This window comes from Streptomyces sp. NPDC097640 (assembly GCF_040302705.1).
Taxonomy (GTDB): Bacteria; Actinomycetota; Actinomycetes; order Streptomycetales; family Streptomycetaceae; genus Streptomyces.
The window spans coordinates 144,683-164,125 of record NZ_JBEOSB010000020.1; the positions used below are offsets into that span (position 1 = coordinate 144,683).

Annotated in this window: 10 protein-coding genes; 5 read left to right on the forward strand and 5 right to left on the reverse strand. The window is 74.2% G+C overall.

What is annotated here, in order from left to right:
* Nucleotides 1–137 precede the first annotated feature (137 nt).
* From ABTY62_RS29170 to ABTY62_RS29185, 4 genes are all read left to right on the forward strand, one after another.
* The gene (locus ABTY62_RS29170; protein ID WP_352132386.1) at nt 138–2,705 is read left to right on the forward strand and encodes a glycoside hydrolase family 127 protein; all 2,568 of its coding nucleotides are present in this window, start codon (nt 138–140) and stop codon (nt 2,703–2,705) included.
* A gap of 106 nt (nt 2,706–2,811) precedes the next feature.
* Nucleotides 2,812–6,156, forward strand: coding sequence for a glycosylhydrolase-like jelly roll fold domain-containing protein (locus ABTY62_RS29175; protein ID WP_352132387.1), 3,345 nt, complete (start codon nt 2,812–2,814; stop codon nt 6,154–6,156).
* 120 nt (nt 6,157–6,276) lie between these two features.
* Nucleotides 6,277–9,576, forward strand: a complete 3,300-nt coding sequence (locus tag ABTY62_RS29180; RefSeq protein ID WP_352132388.1) for a family 78 glycoside hydrolase catalytic domain — start codon at nt 6,277–6,279, stop codon at nt 9,574–9,576.
* Nucleotides 9,573–12,527 (forward strand): glycosyl hydrolase, encoded by a 2,955-nt coding sequence (locus tag ABTY62_RS29185; protein WP_352132389.1) that lies wholly within the window; start codon nt 9,573–9,575, stop codon nt 12,525–12,527. The genes ABTY62_RS29180 and ABTY62_RS29185 overlap by 4 nt, the downstream gene beginning before the upstream one ends.
* Before the next feature lie 17 nt (nt 12,528–12,544).
* Here ABTY62_RS29185 and ABTY62_RS29190 read toward each other — a convergent pair whose 3' ends face one another.
* Complete coding sequence (locus ABTY62_RS29190) at nt 12,545–13,696, reverse strand: PP2C family protein-serine/threonine phosphatase (RefSeq protein ID WP_352132390.1); 1,152 nt, start codon at nt 13,694–13,696, stop codon at nt 12,545–12,547.
* A gap of 78 nt (nt 13,697–13,774) precedes the next feature.
* Between ABTY62_RS29190 and ABTY62_RS29195 the strand changes: the two genes are divergently transcribed.
* Nucleotides 13,775–14,563, forward strand: a complete 789-nt coding sequence (locus ABTY62_RS29195) for an Fpg/Nei family DNA glycosylase (RefSeq protein ID WP_352132391.1) — start codon at nt 13,775–13,777, stop codon at nt 14,561–14,563.
* Nucleotides 14,564–14,592: 29 nt separating this feature from the next.
* Here ABTY62_RS29195 and ABTY62_RS29200 read toward each other — a convergent pair whose 3' ends face one another.
* From ABTY62_RS29200 to ABTY62_RS29215, 4 genes are all read right to left on the reverse strand, one after another.
* Nucleotides 14,593–16,434 carry a transglycosylase domain-containing protein gene (locus tag ABTY62_RS29200; RefSeq protein ID WP_352132392.1) on the reverse strand — a complete coding sequence of 614 codons (1,842 nt, stop codon included), beginning with the start codon at nt 16,432–16,434 and terminating at the stop codon, nt 14,593–14,595.
* 148 nt (nt 16,435–16,582) lie between these two features.
* Nucleotides 16,583–17,863 carry a sensor histidine kinase gene (locus ABTY62_RS29205; RefSeq protein WP_352132393.1) on the reverse strand — a complete coding sequence of 427 codons (1,281 nt, stop codon included), beginning with the start codon at nt 17,861–17,863 and terminating at the stop codon, nt 16,583–16,585.
* Between the two features lie 2 nt (nt 17,864–17,865).
* The gene (cseB, locus tag ABTY62_RS29210; RefSeq protein WP_352132394.1) at nt 17,866–18,639 is read right to left on the reverse strand and encodes a two-component system response regulator CseB; all 774 of its coding nucleotides are present in this window, start codon (nt 18,637–18,639) and stop codon (nt 17,866–17,868) included.
* Complete coding sequence (locus ABTY62_RS29215) at nt 18,636–19,379, reverse strand: hypothetical protein (RefSeq protein ID WP_352132395.1); 744 nt, start codon at nt 19,377–19,379, stop codon at nt 18,636–18,638. Before ABTY62_RS29215 ends, cseB begins: the two co-directional genes overlap by 4 nt.
* Nucleotides 19,380–19,443: the final 64 nt, after the last annotated feature.

A 19,443-nucleotide genomic window follows, 5' to 3' on the forward strand; every position in this document is an offset into this window, starting at 1 on the left:
CCCCGCTATGCGCCCATAGCTTCCTGGCAACCAAATCGAAACGTTTCAACTTCGGTCCCGGGAACCGCTCCGCCCCGCCCTGCCCCCGAAGGAGACGCACCGCCATGACCGGATCCGGATCAGCCGCAGGGTCCCGTATGAGCCGCAGACGGGTGCTGGCCGCGAGTGGCGCGGCCGCGGCCGGGTTGGCCGTGGGGCTGCCCGCCCCCGCCTTCGCGGAGACACCCGCGGAGGCATCCGCGGAGACGCCCGCGGAGGCACCCGCCGAGGCCGCCCCCGCGCGGCTGACCCCCTTCCCGCTCTCCGCCGTGCGACTGCTGGAGAGCCCCTTCCTGGCCAATATGCGGCGCACCCTGTCGTATCTGCGCTTCGTCGACCCCGAGCGGCTGCTGCACACCTTCCGGCTCAATGTCGGACTGCCCTCAACCGCCGAGCCCTGCGGCGGCTGGGAGGCCCCGAATGTGCTGCTGCGCGGCCACACCACCGGGCATCTGCTCTCCGCGCTGGCCTTCGCCCACGCGAACACCGGCGAGGAGGTCCACGCGGACAAGGCGCGCCGGATCGTCGCGGCGCTCGCCGAGTGTCAGGCGGCCTCGCCCGGCGCGGGCTACCGGACGGGCTATCTGTCGGCGTTTCCCGAGCGGATCTTCGACGAGCTCGAGGCGGGCGGCAAGCCGTGGGCCCCGTACTACACCATCCACAAGATCATGGCCGGGCTGCTGGACCAGTACCGGCTCAGCGGAAACGAGCAGGCCCTGGAGGTGGCGCGGGGGATGGCGGCCTGGGCCGACTCCCGCACCGCCCCGCTCGACGAGGCCACCATGCAGCGGCTCCTCGGCGTGGAGTTCGGCGGCATGAACGAGGTGCTGGCGGGCCTGTACCTGGTCACCGGCGACCCCGCCCATCTGCGGACGGCGCGCCGCTTCGACCACGAGTCGCTGTACGGCCCGCTGGCAGAGGGGCGCGACGAGCTGGACGGGCGCCACGCCAACACCGAGATCGCCAAGATCGTGGGCGCGGCCGAGGAGTACCGGGCCACCGGGGACCCGCGCTATCTGCGGATCGCGCGGAACTTCTGGGACATCGTCGTACGCGACCACTCCTATGTCATCGGCGGCAACTCCAACCAGGAGTTCTTCGGCCCGCCCGGGCAGATCGTCAGCAGGCTGTCGGAGGACACCTGCGAGAACTGCAACAGCTACAACATGCTCAAGATCGGCCGCCTGCTGTTCCTCCAGGACCCGGGCAGGGCCGCGTACATGGACCACTACGAGTGGACCCTGTACAACCAGATGCTCGGCGAGCAGGACCCCGACTCCGACCACGGCTTCGTCACGTACTACACCGGTCTGTGGGCCGGTTCGCGCCGCCAGCCCAAGGGCGGCCTCGGCTCCGCGCCCGGCACCTACAGCGGCGATTACGACAACTTCTCCTGCGACCACGGCACCGGCCTGGAGACCCACACCAAGTTCGCGGACACCGTTTACTTCCGCGACGAGAAGGCCGGGGCCCTGTACGTCAACCTCTTCATCCCCTCCGAAGTGACCTGGGCCGAGCGCGGCTTCCGGCTGCGGCAGCACGGTGGCCACCCCGACACCGACACCGTCCGGCTGACCGTCACCGAGGGCGGCGGGCGGCTCGCGCTGAAGGTGCGGGTGCCCGGCTGGCTCGCGGACGGGGACCGCCGGGCCCGGGTGCTGGTGGGCGGCCGCCCCGTGGACGCCAGGCCGGTGCCCGGCCGCTATCTGACCATCGACCGGCACTGGCGCACCGGCGACACCGTCGAGCTGACCTTTCCCCGCGAGCTGGTGTGGCGCCCGGCGCCGGACAACCCGCACATCAAGGCGGTGTCCTACGGCCCGCTGGTGCTGGCGGGCGCGTACGGCGAGACGGGCCCGCGCACCATCCCGGACATCGAGCCCTCCTCGGTGCGGCCGGTGGCGGGCCGCGGTGGGCCGGAGTTCACCGCCGTCGCCGAGGGGACAAGGGTGCCGCTGCTGCCCTTCCACCGGGTGCACCACCAGCGCTACAACGTCTACTTCGCCGTCCCGCCGCGCGGCCCGCGGCGGCGCGAGATCGCCCGCTTCCCGCTGGCCGAGGGGACGGGGGCGACCAGCGCGGACGCCCTGCGCCGCTTCCCGGACGCCCGGCTGGCCGGCGGCGCCACCTGGACCACCGCGGCGCCGCACGGCGCGGCCGTCGCGCTGGACGGCAAGGACGGCCATGTCGCCCTGCCGCCCGGGCTGCTCACCGGCCTCACCGAACTCACCCTCTCCGTCCGGGTGTTCCTGGACAGCGTGACCAACTCCGCGCGCGTCTTCGACCTCGGCTTCCACAAGAACACCTACCTCTTCCTCACCGCGCGCACCGGCGCCGGGAAGGCCCGCGCGGCCTGGAAGATCGCGGGCATGCAGGCGGAGGATTACATCGACGCCGCGGCCGCCCTGGAGCCGGGCCGGTGGATCCAGCTTGCGCTCACCCTCGGCGGCGGCACCGGCGTGCTGTACGTGGACGGCGAGCAGGCCGGGCGCAACGACGCGGTGGTCTCCGGACCGCTGCTGCTCGGCGCCACCACCCGCAACTACCTCGGCCGCTCCCAGAACCCGACCCACCCGTATCTGCACGGCGCCGTCGCCGACTTCCACGTCCTGGGGCGCGCCCTGACCGCCGCCGAGGTCGCCGCGCTGCACCGCGCCAACGGCTGACCCCTCCCCCTCCTTCCGCCCTTGTCCCTACGGGAGCGCCCCCATGCCTGAAACCGGCACCCCAGAGCCCGGAAGACCGATCCGACCGACCAGGCGCCACTTCGTCATGGCCTCCGGGGCGGTCGTCGCCGCACTCGGCACCGGCCTGCCCGCGGCCCACGCGGAGTCCGCCGCCGCGGCCGGCTTCCCGGCGGCCCGGTTCACCGACCCCCGCCGCGACAGCCGCCCCACGGTGTACTGGTACTGGAACGGACCGGTCACCCATGAGCTGATCGACCGCCAGATGGCCGAGCTGCGCGACAAGGGGATGTACGAGGTCGTCCTCTTCCCCTTCGACAACGCCGAGATGAGCCCGGTGTTCTTCAGCGAGGACTGGTTCGACGTGGTCGGACACGTCCTGGCCGTCGCCGAGCGCACCGGGATGCGGGTGTGGGTGTTCAACGACAACCACTTCCCCAGCGGGCGCGCCGCCGGGCTGATCGTGAACGGCGGCACGGTCGGGGGCCGCCACTACCCCGCCCGCCCCGAGCTGCGCCTCAAGGCGCTGTGGCGATCGACCACCGTGGTGGAGGGCCCGGCCACCGTCGACCTGTACGAGACCACGGGCGTCGGCGTCGAGAGCGGGCGGCTCGTGGCCGACGCCGCGGTGCTCGACGGCGCGGCCGTGCTCCGCCGCGGGGCCCGATGGGGCGACTGCACGGTCACCGGCGGCGCCAAGGCCGAGACCGCCGCCGCCGGACTGCTGCTGCGCGCCTCCGCCACCGGAGACGACGGCTATGTGGTCGAGTTCGACCAGACCGGGGTGGTCACCATCTCCCGGCTGGACGGCGGCGAGCGATCCGAACTAGCCCGCAGCGCCCGCACCGACGGCTTCAACCGGACCAAGTTCCACACCCTGCGGGTGGCCGTCAGCGGCGCCACGCTCACCGTCCGCCTGGACGACAAGGACAAGGGCACCGTCACCGACGACACCCACCCGGCGGGCAGCGTCGGTGTGCACGCCACCGGCACCCAGCGCGCCCTGTGGGAGGACCTGACCGTCACCGCCGCCGACGACACCGTCCTCTACCGCGAGGACTTCGCCGACCCCGCCACCCCCGGCGAGTTCGCCACCCGCCGGAGCCCCGGGACCGCAGCGCCGGTGGCGGCCGCCGCCCGCCCGGTCGGCGCCGACGACGCCGCGCGGCTGGTCGAACTCACCGAGCGGCTGCGGACCACCCGCCGCTGGGAGGTGCCCGCGGGGCGGTGGCAGATCGACGTGTTCGGCGGGACGACCCTGGCCGACGACACCCAGGGCTACAGCCGCGCGTATGTCGACCTGCTCGACGAGAAACCCATCGAGCTGATGCTGGACATGGTGCCCGGCGAGTGCCACCGCAGATTCGGCCGCTACTTCGGCACCGTGGTGCCCGGCTTCTGGGACGACGAGCCGTTCTTCGCCTCCGCCGAGCCGCACTTCAAGCGGGCGCCCTGGTCGCCCACGCTCGAGGCGGCCCTGCGCGCGGTCGGCGCCGAGCCCGGCCGGGCGTACGCCGCGCTCCTGGACGACGGCCTCGGCCGGGAGGGCCGGGTGCTGCGCGGACGGTTCTGGCAGGCGGTCTCCGACCGGTTCGCGCTCTCCTTCCGCAAACAGGCCGGCTGGTACGCCGAGCGCCGCGTCGCCCTGATCACCAACCCCCTGTACGACGAGGCCGCCCCCGCCAGGCGCATCGCCTCCACCGGCGATCTGCACAAGGTCAACCAGTGGGCGCAGATCCCCGGCGGAGACATGATCACCGGCGAGTATGTGGCGGGCAAGCCCAGCATGATCCCGCGCAACCCGGCGAGCGCCGCCCACCAGGCGGGCCGCGAGCGGGTGCTGCTGGAAGCCTTCGGCAACATGGGGTGGCAGGTCGCGCCCGCCTTCGCCCACGCACTGCTGGGCGCGGGCGCCGCCCGGGGCGTCAACCTGACGGTGCTGCACGCGCTGTGGACCGACGAGACCCGGGTCTACTTCCCGCCGCCCATCGGCCCGCGCGCCCCCTGGTGGTGGGCCATGCGCCCGCTGGCCGACTGGACCGGGCGCGTGATGGAGTCCGTCCGCGGCACCTCCGCCGCCCGCACCGCCCTGATCCAGCCGCAGCGCGCCGCCGAGCAGTGGCGCGGCACCGACCAGGGCACCGCGCTGGACACCGCGTTCGGCGCGGCCGCCCGGGCGCTGGAGACCGCCCAGACCGACTTCGACCTCGTCCACGAGGGCGCCCTGTCCGGCGACCGGGCGCTGCGCGACCACGCCAGGACCGACGGCGGCACCCTGGCCGTCGGCCACGCCCGCTACGAGCTGGCCGTGGTGCCCAACACCCCGGTCCTGGACGCCGCCACCGTCCGCACCCTCGCCGACTTCGCCCGCGGCGGCGGCACGGTCCTCGCGGTCGGCGAGCTGCCCGACCAGGAGGCGAACGGCGACGACGCCGCGCTGCGCCGCGCCCTGCGGGCCCTGTTCCCCGAGCAGGTCCCGGGCAGCCGCCGGGTCGGCCGGGGGCGGGCCGAGCGGGTCGCGGACCCCGCCGGCCTCGGCGCGGCGGCCCGCGCCGCGGGCGTCGCCGCCGCCGTGCTCGATCCGCCCGCCCCCTCGGTGCTCGTGCTGCGCACCACCGCCGGCCGGGACACGGCCTTCCTGCTCAACAACGAGAGCGCCGAGACCGTGGACACCGAGGCGGTCTTCCCGGCCGGCGGCACACCCGAGCTGCGCGACCCGGCCACCGGCACGGTCACCCCCGCCCCCGTCCACACCACCGCCGGCCGGCCCGGCGCCGAGGCCACCCGGCTGCCGCTGCGCCTGCGCCCGTACGAGACGCTGGCCGTGGTGTTCCGCGCGGGCACCACGGCGCGCGCCCATCTGACCCGGGCCGACCTCCCGGTCACCGCCGTGACCGCCGAGGGCGGCGGGTTGCGGGCGAAGGCACTGGCGGACGCACCCGGCCGCTACGCCTTCACCGGCACCGACGGGCGCCACACCTACCGCGGCGAGGCCGAGGTCACCGACCCGCTGCGGGCGATTCCGCTCGACGGGGACTGGACCCTGACCCTGGAGCGGGACGGCGCCGAGCCCGTCGTACGGCCGCTGGGCAGCTGGGCCGACCTGGACCCGCGCTTCTCCGGCAGCGCCACCTACACCAAGGACATCACCCTCACCCGCGCCGACCTCGACGGCCGCCGTCTCCATCTCGACCTCGGCGAGGTGCGCGAGGTGGCCCGGGTGACGGTGGGCGGCACCGCGCTGCCGACCGCGCTGTGGGCCCCGTACTCCGTGGACGTCACCGAGCTGCTGCGCCCCGGCGTCAACACCATCGCCGTCCGCGTGGCCAACACCCTCTCCAACGAGCGCGGCAAGCCGCTGCCGTCCGGGCTGCTGGGGCCGGTGACGCTGCGCCCGCTGCGCCCGGTGACGGCCCGTCTGACCCGCGCCTGACCAGCGGCCCGGAGCCGCGGCCCCGGGCCGCGCCCGCTTCGCGCCCGTTTCGTGTTCCGGCGCGCCCGACTTCTGCCCGTATCCCTCTTGGGCCCCCGACCACTCATTCGGAGATGCTCCATGGACAGACCCGTCCGACCTCCGCGGCCACCGCTGCGCCGCAGACGGCTCGCCCGGCTCGCGACGACCGCCGTCGCGGCCCTCGCCGCCCTGGCCACCACCGTGCCCTCGGCGGCCCCCGCCGACGCGAGTGGCGCGGGCCGTCCCAGTGCGCTGCGCACCGGGGCCCTGAGCCAAGCGCTCGGCATCGACGACACCACCCCCGAGCTCAGCTGGCGGCCGTCCGTCACCGGCCGGGACACCGTGCAGCGCGCCTACCGCGTCCAGGCCGCCACCAGCGCGGCCCGGCTGGACGCGGGCCGCCCCGACCTGTGGGACTCGGGCGAGGTCCGCTCCGACGCGCCGCGCGCCACCTACGCGGGTGACCGGCTCGGCCCGCGCACCCGGGTGTACTGGCGGGTCAAGGTGTGGACCGGGGGCGGCGCGGGCCGGGCGTCCGGCTGGAGCGCGCCGTCCGTCTTCGAGACCGGGCTGACGTCCCCGGAGGACTGGTCAGCCCAGTGGATCGGCCACCCCGACTGGCAGCTGAGCGGCCGTCAGGTCACCCCCGTGGTCGTCGACCTGCCCAAGACCGACGCCCGCTATGTACGGCTCGACGTCACCCGGCTCGGGCTGCCGCTCGCCGAAGGCGACTTCCCCACCCTCACCCGGCGGCTCCAACTGGCCGAGATCGAGGTGCGCGACTCGGCCGACCCCGAAGGCCCCGACCTCGCCAAAGGGGCGGCGGTCACCGCCTCCGAGAGCAACACCGTCCGCAAGACCTGGGAGCCCGCCCTCGCCGTGGACGGGCTCACCAACAGCGGCGCGCAGACCGCCGCCGGGTACGCGAGCAAGCCGCACCCCGACGCCGATGTCTCCGCCACGCCCATCACCCTCACCCTGGACCTGAAGCAGACCGCCCGCTTCGACCGGGTGCTGCTCTACCCGCGCGCCGACGTCCTCACCGCCGACGGCCGGGTGCCGGACTTCCCCGTCGACTACACCGTCTCCACCTCGGACGCGGCCACCGGCCCGTTCACCGAGTCCGCCCGCGTCACCGGGCAGACGCCGCCGAAGCCGTACCTCCCGGCCGGACTCCCGCTGTTCTCGAAGGACTTCACCGTCCCCCAGGGCATCCGCTCCGCCCGCCTCTACCTGACCGGCCTCGGGGTCTACGACGCGCGGATCAACGGCCACCCGGTGGGCGACGCCGTACTGGAGCCCGCCAACACCGACTTCGCCGACCGCGTGCAGTACGCCACCTACGACGTGACCGAGCGGCTGCGGCGCGGCGCCAACACCATCGGCGTCGAGCTGGGCAACGGCATGGCCAACGTCGTGAGCACCGCCGACCGTTACCGCAAGCTCTACGGCAACCTCAGCGACCCCAAGCTGCTCGCCCAGCTGGAGATCACCCTCGCCGACGGCACCGTCCGGCGCATCGCCAGCGGCCCCGACTGGCGCACCACGCTCGGCGCCACCACCTCCTCCAACTGGTACGGGGGAGAGGACTACGACGCCCGCCGGGAGCTCCCGCGCTGGGACCGGCCCGGCGGGGACCGCACCGGCTGGCGCGCCGCCACCGTCGTCGCCCCGCCCGGCACCGCCACCGACCCGGCCCAGGTCAGCGCCCGCGAGACCGAGCCGATCCGGGTGACCGAGACTCTGAAGGGCACCGAGGTCGCGAACTCCCCGGCCGGCAGCCGGGTGTTCGACCTCGGGCGCAACATCGCCGGATGGCCCGAGATCACCGTGCGCGCGCCCGAGGGCACCGCCGTGCGGGTCCACCCCGCCGAAAGCCTCAAGGACGGCCACGCCCACCAGTCCATCAGCAACGTCGGCGCGCCGCTGTGGGACAGCTACACCACGGCCGGCCGCGGGGCGGAGACCTGGCATCCGCGCTTCAGCTACCACGGCTTCCGCTATCTGGAGCTGAAGGGGCTGCCCGCCGGCGCCGAGGTGTCCGTACGCGGCCTGGCGCTGCGCACCGACAACGCCTCCGCGGGCGAGTTCACCAGCTCCAACGAGCTGCTCAACGGCATCCACGGGCTCATCAGGGGCGCCATCGAGAGCAACATGATGAGCGTGCTCACCGACTGCCCCAGCCGGGAGAAGCTCGGCTGGCTGGAACAGGACCAACTGGTCTTCCCCGCCCTGGCCGCCAACTACGACATGCAGTCCCAGCTGCGCAAGATCGTGCGGGACATGGCCGACGCCCAGACCCCGGACGGCCTGATCCCCAGCACCGTGCCGGACTACACCCTGCTGCCCGGCTCCTACCGCAACGACGCCAACTGGGGCGGGGCGTTCGTCCTCGTCCCCTGGCAGCTCTACACCACCTACGGCGACCAGGAGACGCTGCGCGCCTACTACCCGAGGATGAAGCGGTACGCGGCCTTCCTCGCCCAACAGGTCAGCGACGGCATCCTCGACTACGGCCTGGGCGACTGGATCACCCCCGACCGCACCTTCCCGCGCGCCGTCGCGGGCACCTACGGCTACTGGCGGGTCGTCGACACCCTCGGCCGGATCGCCGGTGTGCTCGGCGAGCGCGAGGACGCCGCCGCGTACCGGGAGAAGGCCGACGCCTCGGTCGCCGCCCTGTCCGCGAAGTACTACGACGCCGCGACCGGCACCTTCGGCGGTGGCGGACACGGCGCGGAGGCGCTCGCGCTGGACATGGGCGCCGTACCCGACGGCCAGCGGCAGCGGCTGTTCGACCACTTCGTGCACAGCGTCGAGCAGGCCGGTGACCACCTCGTGCTCGGCGAGATCTCGCTGCCCGCCGCCTTCCGGGTGCTGTCCGCCGCCGGGCGCGACGACGTGGTCTACCGGATCGCCACCCGCACCGACAGCCCGAGCTACGGCTACCAGGTGGTGCACGGCAACACCACGCTCGGCGAGACCTGGGACGGCGGCTCCGGCCAGTCCCAGAACCACTTCATGCTCGGCTCGGTCGACTCCTGGTTCACCGGCTCCCTCGCCGGAATCCGGCAGACCGACGACTCGATCGGCTACCGCAAGCTGCTCTTCGCGCCCGCCGTCGTCGGCGACCTGACCCAGGTGGCCGCCTCGTACACCACCCCGTACGGCCCCGCCCGCAGCGCCTGGCGGCGCGACGGCTCCGCGTACCGGCTGACCGTGACGGTGCCCGCCGGGACCACCGCCGAGGTGCGGGTGCCCGTCACCTCCGGGGCCGTGGGGGCGCCGGACGGGGCGCGTCCGCTGCGTACCGAGGACGGCGCGCGGGTGTACGCGGTCGCCTCCGGGACCTGGACCTTCACCTCCGTCTACGAGCCGCCGACCGGGAGTGACGCATGAGAGACGACAGAGGCGGCCCGCGCCGCCGGGCGCTGCTCGGCCTGGTCGCGGCGGCCGGCGCGGCCGCGGTGCTCCCGGCGGCCGCGACACCCGCCGCGGCGCGCGGCAAGGCCCCGCGGCCCGGCTTCGCCGCCGCGTTCGCCTCGCCGGGCCGCGCGGTGCGGCCCAAGTTCCGCTGGTGGTGGCCGGACGGCCTGGTGGACCCGGCCGAGGTTGCCCGGGAGGTCGACCAGATCGCCGACGCCGGGTTCGGCGGGGTGGAGGTCGCGGCCGTCACTCACAGCCTCAGCGAGCCGATCGACGCCGAGCGCTACGGCTGGGGGACCGCGGCCTGGGTCGCCGGTCTGGAGAGCGCCCTGCGCCAGGCCGACCGGCGTGGCCTCACCGTGGATGTGACCATCGGCCCGGCCTGGCCCGCCGCCGTGCCCACCATCACCCCGGACAGCGCGGCGGCGGCCTCCGAGCTGGCCCACGGCCTGACTGTCTTCCAGGGGTCTCAAGGCTCCTACGCGGGCCCGGTGCCGCCACCGGTGGTGCCCGCGGCCGGTGCCGCCACCGCGCGGCGGCTGCTGTGGGTGCAGGCGGCCCGTATCGGCGCGGCCGCCGCGGCCCCGGCGCCGCTGCAACTGGACCGGGACTCGGTGATCGATCTGACCGCGCTGGTCCGCGACGGGGCGCTCCAGTGGACCGCGCCCGACGACGGACAGTGGGCGGTGATCTCGTACTGGGAGCGCGGCTCGGGCCAGCGGCCCGAGGGCCCCGCCCACACCTCCCCGCTCGCCTATGTCGTCGACCACTTCAGCGCCGCCGGCACCCGCGCGGTCACCGACTTCTGGGAGCGCCGCATCCTCACCCGACGGGTCCGGGAGCTGCTGCGCCGGGCCGGGGGCGCGCTGTTCGAGGACTCCCTGGAGATCGAGACCGACGCCACCTTGTGGACCCCCGGCCTCGCGGAGGAGTTCGAGCGGCGGATCGGCCACCCCCTGCTGCCGTATCTGGCCGCGGTGATCGAGAAGGACGAGAAGTATGTCTTCGCCTTCGACGCCGCCACCAACAAGGCGGTGCGCCGCGACTACATGCAGGTCATCACCGATCTGTATCTGGAACACCACCTGCTGCCGCTGCGCGACTGGGCCCACTCGCTGGGCCTCGCCCTGCGCGTCCAGCCCTACGGCCTGGAGACCGACGCGATCCACAGCGCCTCGCTCCTGGACATCCCCGAAGGCGAGTCGCTGGGCTTCAAGAACCTCGACGACTTCCGCTGTCTGGCGGGCGGCCGGGACATGGGCGGCGGGCGGGTGCTGTCCAACGAGGCGGGCGCCACGGCGGGCGGCGCGTACGCCACCACCTGGGACGCCACCCTGCGCAAGCTGGTCACCCAGTACTGCGCGGGCGTCAACCAGGCGGTGCTCCACGGCTTCGGCTACGCGACCGCGCCCGGCGCCGCCTGGCCGGGCTTCGCCGCCTTCTCCCCGTACCACGGCGGCCCCGGATACGGCGAGGCCTGGGGGCCGCGCACCCCGGCCTGGCGCCATGTGTCCGACGTGGCCGGATACCTGGGCCGGATCCAGGGCGTGCTCCAGACCGGCAGCCACCGCGTGGACGTGGCCGTGCTGCGCCAGAAGGGCTACGCGGGCTCCGGGCTCGGCGCGCCCTGGTTCACCGCGGACGGGGTGCCGCTCGGCTGGACGCACACCTTCCTCAGCCCGCGCTCGCTCGGCCTGCCGAGCGCCGTGGTCCGGGGCGGGCGGCTGGCGCCCGACGGGCCCGCGTTCAAGGTCCTGGTGCTGGAGGGCGACGTCATGATCGGGCGTGAGCGCACCCTGGAACTGGGGACCGCCCGCAAACTGATCGAGCTGGCCGAGGACGGCCTTCCGATGATCGTGGTGGGGGACTGGTCCGACGGGCATGTGCCCGGGCTGCCGCACGACGGCGACGACGACCAGTTGCGCGCCCTGATCACCCGGCTGCTCGCCGTCCCCGGGGTGCGCAATGTCGCCGACCGGCCCGACATCCCGGCGGCCCTGGCCGACCTGGGCCTCGGGCCCGAGGTGGCGTACGCGGCCCGCTCGCCGCTGCTGCACTGCCACCGGGCGGCGCGGGACGTGGCGTACCACTTCTTCGCCAACGGCTCGGCTGCCGAGACGGTGGACCACGAGGTGGCCATCGCCGCGCCCTGGGCGAAGGCCACCCCGTACGCGCTCGACGCCTGGACCGGCGAGGTGGCGCCGGTCGCCGTCCACCGCCGCGACGGGGACCGGGTCACGCTGCGGATGACCCTGGCGCCCGGGGCCACCGCCCTCGTCGCGCTCGCGCGCGGCGCCGGGCCGCTCCACGCGGTCAGCACCGACGCCGAGTCGGCGCGGGTCACGGACGGTGTCCTGGAGGTGGTGGACACCCGCCCCGGCGCCCGCGAGACCGTGCTGAGCGACGGCCGGAGGGCAGTCGCCCGCATCGGCGAGCTGCCCGCGCCGCTCGCCCTGGACCGCTGGTCGCTACGGGTGGCGGACTGGCGGCCGGGCCGCTCGCCCGACCGCCATGTCACGGTGGAACACCGGCTGGACCTCGACGCCCTCGCGGCCTGGCCGGACCTCCCCGGCCTCCAGGACGTGTCCGGCGTCGGGCGCTACCGCGCCACGGTGCGGCTGGGGCGCGGCTGGACCGGCGCCACCGGCGCCCGGCTCGAGCTGGGGGAGGTCTTCGACACCTACCGGGTCACGGTCAACGGCACCGCGGTGGGCCCCGTGGACCAGGTGACCGGCGTGGTGGATCTGGGGGGCCTGCTGCGGCGTGGAGACAACGCCATCGAGGTCGAGGTGGCCACCACGCTGCTCAACCGGCTGCGGACCGTCCGCCCCGCCGAGTTCGGCGCCGCGAAGCGGCAGCGCTACGGCCTGATCGGCCCGGTCCGCCTGGTCCCCTACGGCCGCGCGACGCTGCCCGCCGGCTGACGCCGGCCTCGCGCCCCCTAGGGCTCGCCGGGGGCGGGGGCCGTGACGGCTCGTTCGATCAGGATCATCGCCGCGTCGTCCGCCAGGTGCCCGTCCGCGTGCCGGACGAGCGCCTGGCGCAGCCGCTCCAGGTACTCCTCCGGAGTCGCGCCGTCGAGTATCTCCAGGGTCTCCGACAGCGGGAAGAACTCGTGGGAGCGGTTGCGCGCCTCCAGCACCCCGTCGGTGTGCAGCAGCATCCGCTCGCCCACGGCGAAGGGAAAGGTCTCGGTGCCGATGGGCGGCCCGGTGAGGAACTCCTCCAGGCCCAGCGGGGGCAGCGGACGGGTGGGGGAGAGGGTCCGCACGCAGCCGCCCTGGACGATCAGCGGCGGCGGATGGCCGCGGTTGATCACCTGGATCGTCGCGTCGTCCGGCACCTGCGCCAGCAGCACGGTGACGAACTGCTCGGCCTGCTCCTCCCAGTTCCGCGGGTCGGTGCGGTCCATCAGCGCGTACTCCCGCTGGAGCGCGGCCGCGCAGCGGTGCATGACCTCGGCCAGGTCCCGCTCGTAGTGCACCGCCTCGCGGAAGGCGCCCAGCACCGCCGCGGCCGACCGCACGGCCGCCAGCCCCTTGCCCCGTACGTCCCCGACGATCAGGCGCACCCCGAACCGGGTGGTCATCGCCTCGTAGAGATCGCCGCCGATCTGCGCACCCCGCTCGGCCGCCAGATACACGCTGGCGGCCATCACCATGCCCATCCGGGTGGGCAGCGGCCGCAGCACCACGTTCTGCGAGACCTCGGCGATGCGCCGCACCTGGGTCAGCTCCTGTGTCCTGCGGACCCGCACGGCGCTGCCGACCACGCTCGCGAGCGCCACCAGCAGCAGCGCGGCCATGTTGGCGTACACCTGCTGGGTGCCCCAGGCGTGGTTGGCGGTCGCGGTGGCCGAGCTCACCCCGAAGGCGAGCAGGGCCACCGCGCTGGTGCCGAGCGGCCCCATGGTCACCGCGGCCAGCGCCGGGGCCGGGGAGAGCAGGGGGCCGGTGTATATGACATGCGCTGGTGAGAGCTCGATCGTGATCACCGCGACGAGGGCCACGAAGGGCAGGCACCGCGCAACCGCGAAGAGCCTACGGCTGTGACCGTAAGCTCCCCGGTCCGCTGAAGAGCGGAGGAATCGCATAACCTGCTACTTTAATCGGATTACGGACTTTTCCGGAGTTAACGTGCTGTAAAGGCCGCGAATCGTGGGGGTGGCGCTATGCCCGAGCTACCCGATGTGGAGGGTTACCGGCGGGTGCTGGCCTCCTGCGCGGAGGGCCGCCGGGTGGAGCGGGTCGAGGTGAGCGACGCCGGAGTGCTGCGCGGGGTGACGCCTCAGCGGCTGCGGCGGGACCTGACCGGCCGCCGCTTCGGCGCACCGGAGCGGCACGGCAAATGGCTGATCGCCCGTACCGACGGTCCCACCGTACTCCTGCACTTCGGAATGACCGGCGATCTGCTGTGCCGCCCGCACGACGACCCGCCCCATCCGCACGACCGTGTCACCCTCGCCCTGGACGACGGCCATGACCTCCGCTACCGGGACCAGCGCAAGCTCCAGGGCCTGTGGCTGGCCGCCACCGAGGCCGACGTGGACCGGATCCTGGGCGACCAGGGCCCGGACGCGCTGTCCGTGGGCCGCGCCGAACTCGACCGGCTGCTGGCGGGGCGGCGCGGGCGGGTCAAGGCGACGCTGACCGACCAGTCCGTCGTCGCCGGGCTCGGCAATCTCCTCGGCGACGAGATCCTGTGGCGCGCGGGCATCCACCCGGCGCGGCCGACCGCCGGGCTGAGCGCCGAGGAGCGGGCCCGGCTGGAGCGCGAGATGCGCGGCGTGCTGCGGACATCGGTGCGGGCGGGCCATGTGCCCACCGGCCCCTCCTGGCTCACCGGCCGCCGCGACGACCCCGACCCGCACTGCCCGCGCTGCGGCGGCCCGCTGCGCCGCACCCGGATGGCGGGGCGGACCACCGCCTGGTGCCCCCGGTGCCAGCCGGACGGATCATGACGAATGGGTCATGACGCGGCGGCGCGCCCTCAACTCCGCAGCTCCGGGACCCGCACCGTGGGGAAGGCCCCCTTCAGGTCGAATCCGGACGCGGCCCTGCCGCGCAGCGCCTCCCGCGTGTAGGTGCTCCAGACCTTCGCGAGGACGTCGGTCCCGGTGTCCTTCAGCCGGATCTGCTTCCGGCTCTTCGCGTCCTCACCGAAGAAGGCGACCGTCGTGACCAGGTCGGGGGTGTAGCCGACGTACCAGGCCGACTTCTTGTCGTCGGCGGTGCCGGAGATGCCCGCGGCGGGCCGGGCGAGGCTGCGCGCCGCCAGCGGCCCTTCGCCGTTCCGCACGAGGTCGGAGGTGACGGCGTCGGCGGTCGCGCGGGTGACCGCCCGGTCGCCGATGGCTCGCGGCGGCCCGGCCGTCTCGGCACCGCGCCGCGCGGACTTCACGATGACCGGCGTGACGCGCTCGCCGTGGCGGTCGAACGTGGCGTAGGCGCCGGCCATCCGCAGCGGACTCACGCCCGCCAGGCCCAGCGACACCGTCAGCGGGTCCGTGAGGCCGGTGGTGTCCGGGGACATGCCGAGGGCCACCGCGATGTCCTTCACCTCCGCCCGGCCGTTCTTCCGCCCCTGTTTGTTCTCCAGCGCGGTGGCGGTCACGACCGGCAGGAAGACGGGCCCCACCTGGTAGTCGGCGCGGGCGGCGTTGCTGAGGTAGTGCTTGGTGTAGTCCCGGCCGCCGTACAGCGCCAGCAGCCGGCCGCTCCCGGGGTCCACCGAGACCGCCGCGCCCTGTGTGTCCTTGTCGCGCAGCGCCGGCTTCATCGTGCGCTCCAGGGCGCGCTGCTTGTCCGGGTCGATGTTGAGGGTGATCGTCCAGCCGCCCGCGGCCAGCTCCTGCTCGCTGACCCCGGCCGCGATGAGTTCGTTCCGCGCGGCGTCCACCAGGTAGCCGGCCTGCCCGCCCAGGCCCCGGGTCGGCTGGGGGGCGACCGGTTCGGGGAAGCGCAGGGTCCGCCGCTCGCCCGCGTTCAGCCAGCCCATCTCGACCATGTTGTCCAGGACGTAGTTCCAGCGCCGGGTCACCAGCCGCTTCGCCGCCGGGGTCGCGACCGCCCAGTCGTACTGACTGGGGGCCTGCACCAGCGCCGCGAGATAGGCGCCCTGGGCGACGGTCAGGTCCTCGACGTCCTTGTCGTAGTACGCCCTGGCCGCGGCCTGGACGCCATAGGCCACCCGACCGAAGTAGCTGGTGTTCAGATAGCCCGCGAGGATGTCGTCCTTGGAGTTCCGCTGGTCCACCTTGAGGGAGATGATCAGCTCCTTCACCTTGCGGGTGACGGTCTGCTCCTGGCTCAGGTAGTAGTTCTTGACGTACTGCTGGGTGATGGTCGAGCCGCCCTGGGTGCCCTTCCCGGTCACGGTGTTGACCAGGCCGCGGGCGACGCCCATCGGATCGATGCCCGGGTCGTCGTAGAAGGTCTTGTTCTCGGCCGCGACGAACGCGTGCTGCACGGCCTTCGGCACCCTGCTCAGGGGCACCGACTCGCGGTTGATGTCGCCGGTGCGGGCCAGGACCGTTCCGTCGCTGTACCGGTAGACATTGCTCTCGGCCTTCGCCAGGGCGTTGGCCCTGGGGATGTCGATGAGGAAGTAGAGGACCGCGAAGGTCCCGACCAGCAGCGCGCACAGCGCGATCACGTAGGCCAGCAGCTTGCGCCAGGTGAAGAAGCGCCGCAGCCCGGTCGGTTTCGCCCGCTTCCGCTGCTTCCCTTGTTTTACCCGCCTTCCCCCTCTCGCTCTCGTCCCTTCAGCGGCCCCGGCCGTCTCCTCGCGGGCCGCCGCGCCGTCCGGCTCGCGCCGAGTGCGTAACGCCATACGCGGACCTGTCATACCGGGAGCACCTCCGTCGAGCCCCGCGAGATATTCGCGGGCGGAGCCATCCTCGACAGCGGAGATCTTGAAAACCGCAAAGCCCGGTAACGGCCCCGGCTCGGCCGGGCCTCGAATCCCGCTCGACGATGTATCAGCCGTGTATCGGTGCCGCCGCCGCTTCGACCGGCGCCGCTTCGGGGCCCTCGGGGAGACGCAGCGTGGCCACCGCCCCGCCGTCCGGCGCGTTGGAGAACGCCAGCGCGGCGCCGATGACCTCCGCCTGGCCCAGCGCGATGGTCAGCCCCAGGCCGTGGCCCCGGCCGCGCTCCCGCGCGCCGGTGCGGAACCGCTGCGGGCCGTCCCGCAGCAGATCGTCCGGGTAGCCGGGGCCGTGGTCGCGCACGGTCACGGTCCTGCGGTCCGGGTCCACCGTCACCTCGACCGGGGAGCGGCCGTGGCGATGGGCGTTGACGACCAGATTGGCCACGATCCGCTCCATCCGCCGGGGGTCCGTCCACACCGTCGGTCCGTCCCCGGCGCCCTCCTCCGCCCCCGGGCCGGTGCCCAGCCGTACGTCCAGCGCGGTGCGGGCGACCGCCTCGGCCACCAGGGCCCCGAGGGGGCAGGGGGACGGATCGGCCCGCTCCGCTCCCGCGTCCAGCCGGGAGATCTCCAGCAGGTCCTCGACCAGCGTGCTCAGCACCCGCACCCGGTCCCGCACATACCCGGCGGCCTCGCCCGGCGGCAGCAGTTCGGCCGCGGTCACCAGACCCATCAGCGGGGTGCGCAGCTCGTGGGCCACATCGGCGGTGAACCGCTGCTCGCGGAGCAGCCGTTCCTGGAGCGCGGCCGCCATCGAGTCCACGGCCCCCGAGATCTCGGCGATCTCGTCGTGCGGGCGGGCGGTGGCCGCGATACGGGCGTCCAGGTCACCGAGGGCGATCCGGCGCGCGGTCGCCGCGGCGGTACGCAGCCGCCGGCTCATCCGCCCGGCGGTCACCACCCCCAGCGGCAGCACCACGGCGGTGGCCATCAGGCCGGCCAGCACGATGTTGGTGTCGAGCGCGCTGATGTCGCGCATGGAGGTGCCCAGGTCCACCCGGACCGACAGGATCTTGCCGTCGGCGGGTCTGGCGGCCCACATCGTGGGCCCACCGGCCCCGGTGGTGAACTCGGTGCCCTGGTGTCCCTTGCGTACCAGGCCGCGCAGTCCGCCGGGGAGTCCGGGGGCGTCCAGTGCGGCTCCGGAACCCTCGACGTCGCCCGTGCGGGCATAGATGGCGGCGGCCCGCTCCAGCGTGGTGCGGGCGGCGTCCCGCGCCTGCGACAGCTCGCGCTCTTGTGAGGCGCGGTGCACCAGCACGCCGACCGCCGCGGCGACCGCACAGGCGGCCGCCGCCACCAGGGCGGCTATCCGCCATCTCAGTGCCATCGTCAGCGCCGCAGCTTGTAGCCGAAGCCGCGGACCGTCTCGATCCGCTCCGCGCCTATCTTGGCCCGCAGCCGCTGGACATGGAGGTCGACCACGCGGGTGTCCCCGTGCCAGGCGTGGTCCCACACCCGGCTGAGCAGCGTCCGGCGCTCCAGCACCACGCCGGGCGACGCGGCGAACTCCAGCAGCATCCGCAGCTCGGTCGGCGTCAGGGCCAGGAGCCGGCCGGCGCGGCGCACCTCCATCCCGCGGGGGTCGATGGTCAGGTCGCCGAAGGCGAGCGTCCGCGGCTCCTCCTCGGCCGTCTCCCCCTCCGGCCCACCGGGCGCGCTCCGCTGTACGGGGGCGAACGAGGCGCGGCGCAGCAGGGAGCGGATACGGGCCACCAGCACCGCGCTCTCGACCGGCTTGACCACGTAGTCGTCGGCCCCCGCCTCGAGACCGGAGACCACGTCCAGGGCGTCGCCGCGGGCGGACATCATCAGGATCGGGGCCAGGCTCAGCTCGCGGATCCGGCGGCACAGCCCGATGCCGTCCAGTTCGGGCAGCATGACGTCCAGCAGCAGCAGATCGGGCTGCCGCTCACGGAACAGCTCGAGGCCGGTGAGGCCGTCCCCGGCGGTGGACACGGTGAAGCCGTAGCGCTCCAGGAGCATGCGCACCGTGTTGCGGATCACCTCGTCGTCCTCCACGAGCAGGAGGTGGGCCTCGGTGGTGGGGCCGGGCGCCGCGGGGCCCGGCCCGGCGGGCGCGGGCGGGGGGAAGGCGGAGGTCATGGCGTCCTCCTCGGCGGGGTGGTCTCGGCCGGCACGGCGCCGGGGCGGGTCTCCGCGACGTCCGGGGCGGCGGGGACGGGAACCCCGGCATCCGGGGCGGTGGAGGCGCCGCGCGGGGTGACGGCGGCCAGGACGTCGCCGTTCCAGCGGTAACGCGCGGTCAGCCGGCCGTCCTCGCCGGTCGACGTGATGACCAGGTCACGGCCGTACGTCTCGCCGGTGACGCCCAGCTGGCCCCAGTAGATCAGCACCGGTCTGATGGTCCGGCCCTCCGCCGAGTACACCTGGACCAGCGTCCGCTGGAACTTCGGCAGGTCGACCGCGGTCACCAGCTCGTCCCGGCCGTCGCCGGTCAGATCGCGCAGGACCGGCTTGCGCAGCGGGCAGTCGGCGCGCGGACACGCGGCCAGCGCGCTCTGCACCACCTTCGGCACATTGGGGTCCCTGTCCAGCAGCCGCTTCGGGGACACCCCCGCCAGCCCGCCGGCGGGCGCGGACACGCCGTCGACGGGCAGATAGCGGACGAAGCGGGGGGCCTGCCCCTCATGTTCGGGTGTCGGCGGCGGAGTGAAGTCCGGCCACAGCGGCACGGCGCTGGTGGGCGCGGACAGCCGGGGAGCGGCGCCGTCGTCCCGGGCACCGGTCCCGGAGGCGCAGCCCGCGAGCCCCACGGCCGCGCCGGCGGCGGCGAGCGCGGGCAGCAGGAGCCGCGTCCGCCGCTGGGAGACTGAGGAGTGCATAGGCCGATCACCCTATGACACCCCCGCGCCGCACGGATGTTGAGCGGCCGCGTCGGAGCGAGCG